This window comes from Bradyrhizobium sp. CCGUVB23, assembly GCF_024199885.1.
In the GTDB taxonomy this organism is placed as follows: domain Bacteria; phylum Pseudomonadota; class Alphaproteobacteria; order Rhizobiales; family Xanthobacteraceae; genus Bradyrhizobium.
The window spans coordinates 6,473,421-6,485,249 of sequence record NZ_JANADQ010000001.1 but is presented as its reverse complement, the minus strand read 5'-3'; the positions used below and the strand labels follow the sequence as shown (position 1 = coordinate 6,485,249).

At 60.7% G+C, this 11,829-nt stretch carries 14 protein-coding genes and 2 pseudogenes; 9 read left to right on the top strand and 7 right to left on the bottom strand.

Translation table 11 applies throughout. The annotated features are described in order from the left end of the window. Positions 1 to 128 precede the first annotated feature (128 nt). The 6 genes and pseudogenes from NLN62_RS29940 to NLN62_RS29925 form a co-directional block, all read left to right on the top strand. A pseudogene (locus NLN62_RS29940) lies at positions 129 to 296 on the top strand (IS110 family transposase); the annotation flags it as partial. Between the two features lie 177 nt (positions 297 to 473). After that, positions 474 to 599, top strand: coding sequence for a hypothetical protein (locus tag NLN62_RS53035; RefSeq protein WP_256575978.1), 126 nt, complete (start codon positions 474 to 476; stop codon positions 597 to 599). Between the two features lie 63 nt (positions 600 to 662). Then, positions 663 to 944, top strand: a complete 282-nt coding sequence (locus tag NLN62_RS29935) for a hypothetical protein (protein WP_254111216.1) — start codon at positions 663 to 665, stop codon at positions 942 to 944. A 684-nt stretch (positions 945 to 1,628) separates the two neighbouring features. Further along, positions 1,629 to 1,829 (top strand): hypothetical protein, encoded by a 201-nt coding sequence (locus tag NLN62_RS53615; RefSeq protein ID WP_371933038.1) that lies wholly within the window; start codon positions 1,629 to 1,631, stop codon positions 1,827 to 1,829. A gap of 21 nt (positions 1,830 to 1,850) precedes the next feature. Then, complete coding sequence (locus NLN62_RS53610) at positions 1,851 to 2,129, top strand: hypothetical protein (RefSeq protein WP_371933037.1); 279 nt, start codon at positions 1,851 to 1,853, stop codon at positions 2,127 to 2,129. A gap of 244 nt (positions 2,130 to 2,373) precedes the next feature. After that, a complete protein-coding gene (locus NLN62_RS29925) occupies positions 2,374 to 3,690 on the top strand; it encodes an esterase family protein (RefSeq protein ID WP_254111215.1) in 1,317 nt (438 codons plus the stop codon). A gap of 43 nt (positions 3,691 to 3,733) precedes the next feature. Here the strand turns inward: NLN62_RS29925 and NLN62_RS29920 are convergent, their stop codons facing one another. After that, entirely contained in the window at positions 3,734 to 3,979 is a 246-nt protein-coding gene (locus tag NLN62_RS29920) for a hypothetical protein (protein WP_254111214.1), read from the bottom strand. Further along, positions 3,976 to 4,185: a hypothetical protein gene (locus tag NLN62_RS53605; protein WP_371933036.1), complete on the bottom strand. Its 210-nt coding sequence runs from the start codon at positions 4,183 to 4,185 to the stop codon at positions 3,976 to 3,978. The genes NLN62_RS29920 and NLN62_RS53605 overlap by 4 nt, the downstream gene beginning before the upstream one ends. A 581-nt stretch (positions 4,186 to 4,766) precedes the next feature. Here NLN62_RS53605 and NLN62_RS29910 point away from each other — a divergent pair. Next, positions 4,767 to 4,967 (top strand): hypothetical protein, encoded by a 201-nt coding sequence (locus tag NLN62_RS29910; RefSeq protein ID WP_254111213.1) that lies wholly within the window; start codon positions 4,767 to 4,769, stop codon positions 4,965 to 4,967. 484 nt (positions 4,968 to 5,451) lie between these two features. On the opposite strand, the gene NLN62_RS29905 is transcribed toward NLN62_RS29910, so the two are convergent. The 5 genes and pseudogenes from NLN62_RS29905 to NLN62_RS29885 all read right to left on the bottom strand — a co-directional run bounded on the left by NLN62_RS29905 (position 5,452) and on the right by NLN62_RS29885 (position 9,518). After that, positions 5,452 to 6,666: an IS110 family transposase gene (locus tag NLN62_RS29905; RefSeq protein WP_254107559.1), complete on the bottom strand. Its 1,215-nt coding sequence runs from the start codon at positions 6,664 to 6,666 to the stop codon at positions 5,452 to 5,454. Positions 6,667 to 7,320: 654 nt separating this feature from the next. Further along, positions 7,321 to 7,758, bottom strand: coding sequence for a hypothetical protein (locus NLN62_RS29900; protein WP_254111212.1), 438 nt, complete (start codon positions 7,756 to 7,758; stop codon positions 7,321 to 7,323). Then, a complete protein-coding gene (locus tag NLN62_RS29895; protein WP_254111211.1) occupies positions 7,755 to 8,414 on the bottom strand; it encodes an SOS response-associated peptidase in 660 nt (219 codons plus the stop codon). The genes NLN62_RS29900 and NLN62_RS29895 overlap by 4 nt, the downstream gene beginning before the upstream one ends. An 8-nt stretch (positions 8,415 to 8,422) precedes the next feature. Next, on the bottom strand, positions 8,423 to 9,226 hold the full coding sequence (locus tag NLN62_RS29890; protein ID WP_254111210.1) for a DUF4760 domain-containing protein: 804 nt from the start codon (positions 9,224 to 9,226) through the stop codon (positions 8,423 to 8,425). Then, positions 9,112 to 9,518, bottom strand: a pseudogene (locus NLN62_RS29885) (hypothetical protein). Before NLN62_RS29885 ends, NLN62_RS29890 begins: the two are co-directional and overlap by 115 nt. 113 nt (positions 9,519 to 9,631) lie before the next feature. On the opposite strand from NLN62_RS29885, the gene NLN62_RS29880 reads away from it, so the two are divergent. Together NLN62_RS29880 and NLN62_RS29875 are read left to right on the top strand one after the other, a co-directional pair. Further along, positions 9,632 to 10,087, top strand: a complete 456-nt coding sequence (locus NLN62_RS29880; protein WP_254111209.1) for a hypothetical protein — start codon at positions 9,632 to 9,634, stop codon at positions 10,085 to 10,087. 735 nt (positions 10,088 to 10,822) lie between these two features. Next, positions 10,823 to 11,797 (top strand): AraC family transcriptional regulator, encoded by a 975-nt coding sequence (locus tag NLN62_RS29875; RefSeq protein ID WP_254111208.1) that lies wholly within the window; start codon positions 10,823 to 10,825, stop codon positions 11,795 to 11,797. Positions 11,798 to 11,829 lie beyond the last annotated feature (32 nt).

Below are 11,829 nucleotides of genomic sequence, written 5' to 3'. Positions count from 1 at the left end.
GTCTGATCCGTCAGGACTGGCGCTATGCGAGCAGCTGAGCTGAGGTCCGCCAATGGAATGGTCCGGCCGTGCTCCGGCCCTGCCAGCATGACAAGCTGGCAAGGGGCGCCCAAGACAAGGAGCACGCCATGTCTCAGAAACTCAGCTCAGCGATCGCCGTGATAGGCATCGATATCGGCAAGAACTCGTTCCACATCGTGGGCCACGATCAGCGCGGCGCAATCGTGCTGCGGCAGAAGTGGTCACGTGGCCAGGTAGAAGCCCGGCTCGCCAACCTCCCACCGTACTTAATCGGTAAGACCTGATCGAGCATGACGGCAACGACCTGCGCGACCTGCCGTTGATTAAGCGCCAGCGCCGGCTCCAAGCTGATCGGCAAGGCCAAGCGGCGCGCCATCCGGTTCACTGAGCATGTGACGGGTGACGGGCCAACCGTCTTCGAGCATGTCTGCCGCATGGGGCTGGAGGGCATCGTGTCGAAGCGGACGGATGCACCCTATCGCAGCGGGCGGTCGAGGACGTGGCTCAAGTCGAAGAACCCGACGTGCGAGGCGGTGCGGCTGGAACGCGAGGAGGAGTGGTCGGCAGCATCGACGTGATGCGCCTCGACCGGACGCTCGGCCAGTCGCGTCAAGTTGGACTGCGCATCAGGCTGTCTTTCGATGAGAACTTCCCCCGAAGAAGGGATTAAGCTTCACAGGTTCGCCGGTATCTTGCCAGAACAGTTTTTTACCGAGGCTGGCCGCCACCGCGAGGCGGTGGTGGCCACCGATGAGCGTATGGTCATCCGTTGCTATCGCGATGATCTCGCCGGCTTCGTCCACGATGTTTCTCATGTGCCGCCTCTACCAACGCTCGACCAACAGATCCAGCGGATGTCTGTCCTGGCGACCATCATTCTCAGCGTCGCTCTGATCACCTACATCCTGCTATCCGCTTGGTGAAAACAGCAGACAGGACGAGCAGATCCATTGGCGACAGCATGAAGGCCAAGGGCCACTTCGATGTTGAAAGCCCGGTCTTGGGTCAAATGCATGCACCACTTTTGGCGACAGTCGAGCGGGCAGCGTTGATCTGGATCATGTGCGGCGACCCGTCGCATGCGGCAACCCCTGACAAATGACCTTTACCGCTGCAACATCAACGACATCCCGAACAGCGCTATAGTCCTGTTTCTCGACCACATCAGAGGCGGGCTGGATGCTCCTGTTCCAGCCCTGCGCGACGTGAAACCGGCCTTGCAACCCGTCGCCTTGGGCACTCGGCGCGGGCGCTCCGCCCTGACAAGACACCCCTGCGTCAACGGGTGCCTTGCCCAACGCGCCGTCGAGCAGGACACCGACAGCGCGATCTGTGATATGTGCGGGAGACCGGCCAAAGAGGAAACCTGTCTCCCCGCTGCGCATCCATCCCCACGCTCTCTTGGCAGGAAGCCGGAGAGGAAGAGCGACCGTTGCGGTGTTGAACTGCATTTACGAGGAAGAGTTCCTCGGGTTCAGCTATGGCTTCCGGCCGAAGCGCGGCCAGCACGATGCGCTGGACGCTCTGGCGGTCGGGATCACCGACAAGAAGGTGAACTTCATTCTTGACGCGGACGTTCGATCCTTTTTCGACGAAGTCAGTCAAAGTTGGCTGATCCGTTTTTCGAGCATCGGATCGCCGATCCCCGCATCATCCGCCTGATCCAGAAATGGCTCAAGGCGGGCGTGCTGGAGGACGGGGTCGTCACAATCAGTGAAAAGGGGACGGGGCAGGGGTCGGTGATTTCGCCACTGCTCGCCAACGTCTACCTGCACTATGTGTTCGACCTATGGGCCGAGCGCTGGTGACGGCACGAGGCCACGGGCGGAATGATGATTGTGCGGTATGCCGACGATATCGTCGTTGGTTTTGCGCATGAGGTCGACGCCCGGCGCTTCTGGGACGCGATGCGCAAAAACGACGATGCTAAACCACAACCGTCATGTCGGCTATTGTGCTGGTTTTTGGACGCCAGCAATAACGAGACCGTCCGCACGCTCAGCTCGCCGGCGTCCAAAAAGCGCCAAGGCACGAAGTCGCGGGAAGTTTGGCACCGACAAGTAAAATCGGACGACACGGCCGTGACGCTGATCCCGACCGCCTCGTGAATGGACGCAGGCTATCGATGCCCTCGCACTGGACCTGATCAAGGGTCGCGATGCGGCTCCCTCGGCACCGTTGTGATCCCTGAGCGCTTAATGTCGTCTGCGATACCCCGCGCCGGGGCGTCACTGGATACTCCGCTTTCGCAGTATGACGGCCATTAGGGGCCATGCTTGACCGTCCTCCGGCCGCTCGTCATAGTTCCCGTGAAGGCGAGCCAATGAGACTCGTCTTCGCCGGGAGAAGACGATGCGCAAATTGTTGGCTGTCCTCGCGGGGGCGCTGATCCCTGCCGTTTCGCTCATGCCTGCCGCCCTCGCGCAATCGCCCTGCGTCACCCAGAACATGGCCGTTCCCCCCGGCGCCAACACCTCTGACAAGACGGCGCCCTTCTTCATCGACGCCACAGGCCTCGATTTCAAGACGGCGCCACCCACGCGCGATCCGTCCAACCCGAACTATCCGCGCGCAACCGAGCTTTCCGACGGCACGCTGCCGCCGGCCGGCGCTGAGGGCAACTTCATCGTCGGCCCGACGCATGCGCCCGCGCCTGAGACGGTGGCGAAGGAGGGCGTGCCGCGCGGCAAGGTTACGTCGTTCACCCTCTCGTCGAAAGACAGCGTGATCTACAACCCCGGCCTGATCCGCGACGATGTGGCGGGCTGCGGCAACAGCTCGATCATGATCGCGACGACGGCGCCGGGCGACAAGTCAAACATGATCGTCACAACCAGCCATCCCGGCACCTGGACGCGCACGATCGAGGTTTATGTCCCGGCGCAATATGTGCCCGGCACGGAGGCGCCGTTCATCGTGCTGGGTGACGGTGGCTCGATGGCCTGGAAGGATATGAACACCACCCTCGACAATCTGATCGCGCAGCGCCGCGTGCCGCCGATGGTCTCGATCCAGATCGGCAATGGCGGGCAGGACGCGCAGGGTGCCCAGCGCGGGCGCGAATACGACACGGTGTCGGGGACCTATGCGCAGTTTGTCGAGCGCGAGGTGTTGCCGCTCGTCGAGCAGAATGCCGGCGTAAAACTCACCAAGAACCCCGAGGGCCGCGCGACCATGGGACTAAGCTCGAGCGGCACGGCGGCCTTCACCATGGCGTGGTTTCATCCCGAACTCTATCACCGGGTGCTGGCCTATTCGCCGACGATGGTGAACCAGCAATGGCCGTACAATCCGGCGCTGCGCGGCGGCGCGTGGGAATATCACAGCCCATGGGCGGGCCCCGCCGGTCCTAACCTCACCGTCAAGGCGGGTGTGCTCACGCCGTCGGAGCCGCCCGGCGTGCCGCTGATCCCCAGCGCGCCCACCAAGCCGATCCGTTACTGGTTCGAGATGGGCGATCAGGACTTGTTCTATCCCAACCCGACCATCCCTGATGGCATGCACGACTGGACGCTATCCGCCGAATTGATGGCGAAGGTGCTGGCGGAGAAGGGCTACCACTACCAGTTCCTGTTCGCGCGCAACGCCAAGCATGTCGACCGCCCGACGGTTGCGCAAACCCTGCCGGCGGCGCTGGAGTGGTTGTGGAAGGGCTATCCGAATCCCTGACGACGGCAACAGCGCTTACGTAGTCAGCGAACTAAGTTGGTCATCACCTGCGAAAGAAAGTCGCCACGGGCGCTCCGCTGTCTTTCACTCCAGGCCTGCGCGTAAGCGATAGGTAACTCAGCAGCCAACCCATGACGGTTTGATATGGGTCTGCGCTATCGCTAGAGAATTTGTATTTGTCTTTGATCTGCATCGCGAACGCTGCGGCTTGTTCGTCCGTTTGTCTCAGCTCCTTCGGAAGCGAACGCCATTCCCGAATAATCTCGCGCCGGGCATTCACCTGGTTCATTTTGGTGCCTTCACTTCCTTCGATAGGGCCGCTTCAGTTAAGCGGCGTCCGTCTTCAAGAGACGGACATAGGTCCCGCTCTCGTGCAACTCGAGCCAACCGCTCGACCGCCATCTTGATGCCCGCGCCGAACTCAGGCCCGCTCACCTTGAGCTTAAACAGGAACGGCGCGTTGATCTTCTCGATGTGAATGCGGCCGTCCTGCACTAAGCGTCGCCGCGATCTCGGTCGGTGGTCTCGCGGAGGTGTCAAGTTGAGCCTTCGGCACATCACGGGACCGCCGAGAGTTGCGGGCCGCGTTCGACATCACCAAGGCTCAAGAAGTCAAGGCTTGCCCCTGCTCGCGAGCGGTCTCGGAGACCATGGTTGCCTGAGGCCGTCCCTCTTTTAGGGGAACCACCAAAACCTCCGCCCGCGCTTCGGGCGCTCCCGGGCTGGTGGTTCGTCCTCGCAGTCGGGAATGAGTGGAGGCGCGTTGCCTTCCAGTTCGGCAATGGCGCGTCGATAACGGTGAGGTGTCGCGCGCAAGGCTATGCTGAAGCCGCCCACCGATCTCCTCGCAGATCGCCCGACAATGGTCGAGTTCTAAAGCTTCGGTTAGGTGAGGGTCTTGGGGCGGAAGGGGCTTCGCCATGGCTGCCACCGTTGGCTTGATTGGCACAGCTTCGTTGTTTGTCCCCTGCCGCCGCCGTCATAACGCGGAAGGTACTTGCACCGATCCGGCGGAACCGAAACTTTTTTATCATGGGTGAATTTATCGATGGGGCCGCCCGAGGCGGAGGCATGCCATGGCTCTCATACCGGTGCGCGATGCGTTTCTTACGGTCGCGATCATGTCTGTCACTTTCCTCGTCGAAATCGGCTTTTTCGCCTTGTATGGGGCTTTCCTTGTCAAGGGTAAACTTCCCCACACGCTGCTCTCTATCCACTTGTCGAGTCCGACGATTGGTTCGGTGTCAGCGAGGCGCTTTCTTCCATTCTCGGCATGAAGGGCCCCCTTTGCTTGGCCGCGCTGAGCGGTCAATCCCTGCAGCCCGCAAGGGGCGCGCCTTTTGGCGCGCGGGATTGACAGCGAAAGCGCGTGCCGAGCGATAATGCGCCATTCCAAGAGTGGCCTGGCGGCGAAGTTTACGATCTTCATCTTCACACGCCGTTGGTCGTCTCACCCGTGAGCATGACGTCACGTGTACAGCGGCATTGGCACGGCGACAAAATCCGAGGCGAGCCCGCTATCAGGCGCTGATCGCGCCGCAGCCTTGTATTCGGTCGATCCTTCGAGGATCGCACCATGATGCAATCATGCGCATCGGCGGCGAGCTCCGGGGCGGCGGGTCCATCCTTGATCGCGGCTTGAAAGCCATTGTGAAAAGCGAATCACCACCGCCTCGGATCGTCATCGGCAGACCACACCTCCACGGCCCGCCAAAACTGTCGTGCTGTTATCTGATCTCCTTTCCCCTTCGAAGTTATCGGTTATGACGCAGGACGCAGGACAATGCCGTCCGACATTTCGCCTGTTGTAACGAGACGCCAGAGTGCAATGAGCAGCTTGCGCGCCAACGCAACGATCATGGTCTTGCGCGTGTTACCGCGCCCGTCGGCCGTTCGGGTTTGAAACCATTGAGCCAGGGCGCTGCCCTCTTGGAACCTCAGACAACGCCACGCCAATCGGATCATGCCGGTGCGGACGCGAGCGTTACCGGCGCGGGCAAGACCCTTCTCACGCCGGCGTTTGCCGCTCTCGTCCGGGGAGCCGGTAAGGCCGGCGTAGCGAGCGACCGCCTTACGGTCGCGGAACTGACGCGAGAAGACCTCGTTAACCAGCATGTCTGCGGTCTCAACGCCGATGCCGACGACCCGCGCGATAAGCTGGACCATCGCGTGTGGGCGTTTCTGTTTATCGCGGTCAGCTTCGAGCTTCTGCAGGCGTGCTTTCTCGATCGCTCGGATTTGCTCACGCACCATGTGGAGACGTGCGAGGTGACGAAACAGCTCTGCACGGGTGTTTTCCGGCAAAAGTGATCCTTCCGCCGAGTGCAGCTCTTTGAGTTGTTGCTCGGCTTTGCGCAATTTCAGCCGAAACCTACGAATGCCAAAGCGGGTGAGGATCGCCTTGATTTGGTTTCCGATCCGCGTCTGCTCGGTGACGAGGCTGTCTCGCTCACGGTTCGGCCGTTTGGCATCCTCCTCTTCGATCGTTGGGATCGCGACCATGCTGCAGTGACGCTTCTCTCCACGCAGCCATCCAAGTAAGGCGCGCAGCAGCAGTTCCGTATCGAGGCGATCTGTCTTTGCGCGTCGATGTTCGCGTGGCACCGCAATGCTATTAGGGTGGATCACGTAAGCCTCAACACTGCGCATGCGCAGCGAGCGGGCCAGCCAAAATCCATCGCGTCCGGCCTCATAGGCGACAACGACGCGCCTTATCGGATGCCCGGCCTGGTCAGCCTCCTTGCGCCAACGATGCAAGAGCTTCAACAGCGACTCCGCATCCGCATCGAGCTTTTTGAGCGGCTGGCGTTTGATGCCAGGAACAACCGCGGCTACCAACCACTTCGATTGAGCCATCTCGATTACGGCGATGATCGTGCTATCCTGCTCGAGGGCGGTGAGGGACCTGCTCGCCTCAAAAGGTTGCGACATGTGGCGCTCCTTTGGTGTCTTTGGACAGAGCGCCGAGAGTGCCACAAACCCTCGCCGTCCGCCCCGCCCCATAGCATCTTGATCGGGGTGTTCTGAAAGGAACGCGCGCTCTGGGCAGCGCACAAATGGGAGGAACCATCGCTATGAGGACCGAATATCTCGCTGCGATTGTGATAGCTGCCCTCGCCGCTGGTACCGGGCTGACAGCCAATTCCGTCGGCTCGCTGCCTTCCGAAAAGCAATCCATGCCGAGTGCCGTGCAAGCAGCGGACCGATTAGCTGAAGCAGTGGATCTGCTTCGGTCCGGTGGCTAACAGCCTGGCGCAACTCAAACGCATCGCTCCTAAGCGCTTTCGCGAAATCCCCGGTGCCGACAACCGCACATGAAGCGACCGTGCGCCCGTAACGGTCGAGGCTCATCGGTTTGCATGATATTGACCGATTGCCGATGAATGCGGCCAGTTCATTGGTCGCCTTGGCCCCCACCGATATTGAAGGTTATCCTCTCCACGGCAAAGCTGGTTGCTCTCGAGCGCGTCGATGCCCCAGAGCCGAATTCGCGTGCCATGGATTTCGGGGGTGTCGCCATCGATGGCGCTGGCCTGCCCGACTATATCGGCTGACTGAGCGGCGCCGCCTGATGCGACCAGCAACACGGCTATAAGCGCAACGTGGCGCCAGCTTTTCTCGGGCATTTCGTTAATCGGTATACCCGGCGATCGCGAAATCGGCCAGACGCGTTTGGCGGGAATGGTAAGCGGTTATTTGTGCAGCGAGCGCAATTCCTGTCCCACCTTCAACGTGAACAAGGAAATCAGTCTTGCGTCCAATTTGATCAAGTGCGTCAAGCGCGAGTACGCCATCTACGATCACGGGGCGCCCACCGTCCAACCGACGCGAAACAACTCGGTTTAGGTCTGCCGTAAGCCATTGCATTGGTTCGAGGTTGGTCAGGTATAGGTCGAGTTGGATTGCGGGCATTCCCAGTTGCCATGCCAGCCACGATGCAAGAGAGGATTTGCCGACGCCGTCTGCACCGTCGATTGTAATCAAAAGCGGAAGTCGATTTGGCGTCAGGGCTTGCTTGATCCGATCAAGCAGCGTGTCCGACCCCGCGATCGGATGTTTCATCATCATGCCGCTGCCTTATCTTCCTTATCCTGGCCCCGCATCACGATCCTGGTCACATCGTCCGGCAACGGCCTCTGCAACCCCTTCGCCTCATCCCACGACGCGCGCATCCAGACATCGCGCTCCTCGTCGGTCGTCAGGATCACCGGCATGGCCTTGGGATGGATCGGCGCGATCACCGCGTTCGGCGCGGTCGTCAGGAAGCCGTACACCTGATGCGGCCCCGGCACCGGCTTCGACTTCGTGCCGCGATCACCGTTGAACGTGGTCCAGATGCCAGCGAAGGCGAATAGCGGTCGATCATCGTTGAGCGCGAACCAGACGACGTCCTTTTTCTTGGTCTCCGGGTTCGGCTCCGGCGCGTACTCGGCAAAGCTGTTGGCCGGGACCAAGCAGCGGTTCTCCGGCTTGAGCCACATGCGCCAGTGCGGCGACGACGTTTTGCGGATGTTGGTGACTGGCGGGCCGCCGGTTCGCGGCGGCGGCATGCCCCAGCGCATCAGCGCCATCTCGCTTCCCGCGTCCGCGTTTCGGATCACCGGAGCGGGATAGTCGGGAAACACGCCCGGCATCGGTGGCAGGTTGCCGACGTAGCGATTGACCACGCGGAACAGGTTGATAATCGCAGCTTGGTTGGTGGTGATCGAATATAGGTTGCACATACCTCAGCCTAAACCTCAGGGTCTCCGAAGTGTGGCACCATGGGGCCGCGCACAATCAAAAGCTGTCGCTTGGGCTGCTTCTTAGTCCAATTATCCAGCTTCTTCTTCCATCGCCTGTTTAACTCAAGCATTCCAATGTAGGCGGATAGGTCATCAGGATCGGCCCTGCTGGCGTCGATCAGCTGAGCTGCGTCCTTGCAGTGTGAAACAAGAGCACCCGACCAGTAGTTGTACGCAACCTTCTTGTCGAAGACCTTGTTCGCGATGCCTACCGCGATCAGCTCATGCATGTTGAGGCAGGCATGTACGGTGTTGTATTCCACGGTCTTTGTAATCTCGATAAATGCTATCCCCTCATCCAACTGCTGCTTTACTTTCACGAGGTGCGTATCGAATTGTTGAAACAGCTTCACGATTGAGCTGTCGGCCTCAGTTTTCAGAAAGAAGTCAATAGTTGCCCGTTTCCGGGCGATGCTCCTCGTAACGTGTATGGAGTACAGCGCGATCGCTCCAGCAATTATGGCTACGGAAGGCGTGATTAGAGGAGCGTAAGGCAACAGCTTAATTGCGGCGTAATGCACCCACGCGTAGATCGTTGAAATCATCTTTTGAGCCCCATCCCCACAGGTTTTGCCGATCGACGCAAACAACCACAGGGACGCGGCCGCTGTCCAGACTGTACGAGCGCTGTCCGCCGTTATCGTTCGCACGGCCACCAATGCGACGGCGGATCGCTGGCCGAAATCTTGGTCGGCCGCAGCAGTTGGCTGCGCTTGTACGGATAGCCGCGCACCTGCGAGCAGTCCTTGCATCGCATGTATCGCTCCAGCTCATGAACAGGCTGCACTCCGGACGCCGCACGATGTCAAGCGCTACAGGCTGGTTGGTGTCGCAGCCGAGGCGCCGGACCTCGAGATAGCCGTATCCGGCGTTGAGCGCGTCCCCCAGTGTCGGCGATGGCTGCGCCGGTCCCTGAAATCCGAGCATGCGCGCGTTCCACGCCTCGACGGCAAGGCGGTCGGCCTTCTTGCGAGCCTCAGCCGCCTGCTCAGCCGCCGCTCGGACGGACGCGCCGTAGATGCTCTCGCGAGATTTGGTGCCCATGATCGCGCGTGCCGCCGCCGACAGGCGATGATCCCTACGAGGGCGAAGCCTACCGGCTCTGGGCGCTCAAGCAGCAGTGCAAGCGCGACTGACCGTCAACCGGACAGTCGCGCTTGACTTCGCCAAATGGCGGCGGGCAAAGTGCGATCATTGAGGCCGCCGACCTGACCCCAGACGGCTTCACAGCGCTTCGGCGCTGCTTGGCGCGGCAACGCATCGCAAGGCAACGGTTTCGACCTTGCTTGGCTCAAGGCGAGCGTGGTCAGGGCCGAGAGCGCAAGGTCTCCCTCAAACCGATGGAGACCAAGATGGAAGAACTACAGGAGTTATTAGTGGAGGCGCTCAGGCAGTGCGTCGATAACGGGATGAAGCTGCCCTTGATTGTCTGTGCCGTCAGCTCAAACGGTAGTGTGCTGGCGACGCGGATCAACGAGGGACGCGAACCGGACACGCTGGCGCAGCACTTCGAGGATCGCGCCTTCAAGACGCCGGTCAACATCATGGTGGTTGACCATTACGGCGAGGCGGCGCGGGTCGTGATCCGAAGTGGCACGGTCAGCTTACAGTAGACTTCCCAGCAAACACGAAGCCCGGCCAGCACATCACTGGCCGGGCTTTCATTTGTCTGCCCCGCCGCTCACCGCCCGTCGTCCTGCCACGGCATCGTCGGCGGCGACGGCACCCGGCGTTGCATGACGCGCGCGGTCGCGCGACCGGCATAGATGCGCGCTCGCTGGCAGCGCTGCATAGGCCTGTGAGTTCCCGATCTGTCATGCCGCCTCCCTCGATCATTGGCTATAGCGCCATCCACCAAGCTGCCAGCGCGACCAATGATGACGACCGATCAGCGCTTGCGCGTTCGACATGAGCCACATCGCGCACCGCCTTTTGTGTGCGAGATGGTACAGGAATAAAACTCGATTTGCGGAATGGCAAATATCTTCAAAGGGCGCGGTCGCGCGTCCCCCGCGTTTTCCTTGGGCCCCAAAGGACCCGGAGCCCATTGCGGAGGGACAGCCCACCTCCGGCGTTTTCGCGCATCATAGCAACCTCAATGCGAACCGTGTCAGTATCGAAAGCCTGACGGGAAATTCCTCGTCATTTTCTTGAGGTCGCTACCTCCATTTGTAATCCACCTCACACCTGCAGCGAAGCTGCGGTCCGATATTGTCTCCTGAGACGTCTTGGCATTAGAGGAATTTACTGATTTCGTTCGGGCGGCTCAGTCGTTCTTGCGTGGTTTGGCACCGAAACGGGAGGCCAGCATGCCAACGTCATCTCCCCTTGTGCGATGGTCGACTGAGATGCTGCCGGAGCGCACACGGTTCTCCACGTTCCGTGAAGATTTTGCGCGGCTGAACCTCGCCTTGGACGTGATAGATCACAGCGGCGGTCGCCCGCGTATCGACGTCACCTACTTGCCGCTCGGCACGGTTGGCGCGTGTCGCATTATCACCACGCCGGTCGAGTTTATCCGTTGCAAACACCACCTCAAGGATTGCCGTGACCAATTCGCTCTGAACATCGTCGAGGCTGGACCGGTCCAATTTGCAAATGGCGGCCCAGAACATGTCTATGATGCCGGCTCCGCTTGTTTGGTTGACCGAGGAAGGCCGCTGCGAGTAGTTGGGCCGCGTGGCGCCAGCGTCAAATTTGTGACCGTACAGGCTGCCGCCCTTAAGTCTTTGGTTGCGCAGCCGGAAGATCTATCAGGTCGGCCTGTGCGTCCCGGACCGGCGCTTAGACTGCTCGACTGCTACCTGCGGTCGCTCGCATCCTTCAAGAGACCTCTGTCATCAGAACTGGCCTCCACAGTCGGCGCACATCTCCTCGATCTCGTGGCCGCGACGCTCGGCCCGACCGCCGAAGCTGCAAACATCGTTACGGAGCGTGGTGTGAAGGCAGCCAAGCTGCAGGCGATCCTGGCGGAGGTCGCGCAACGCTTCAGCGATCCCAATTTCGATCTGAACAATGTCGCTGGAGCGCTCGGGATGTCGCGGCGATACGTGCAGAAATTGCTCGAAGCGACCGGAAAGTCGTTCACCGAGCACCTTGCAGGGTGCCGGCTTGAGCGTGCCTTCGCGATGCTGACTGACCCGCACCATCTGCATTTGGCCATCATCGATATCGCATTTGCAGTCGGCTTTGGTGACCTTTCTCATTTCAATCACTCGTTCCGCCGGCGCTTCGGCGAGACGCCATCTGGCGTGCGCGCCGCATCGATCCTGCGGCAGAAGTGTTCCTACGAACCCTCACAATGCGCGGGCGACGGCCGCTGATACGCAGACAGCTCGACCTCGCGGGATGGCAG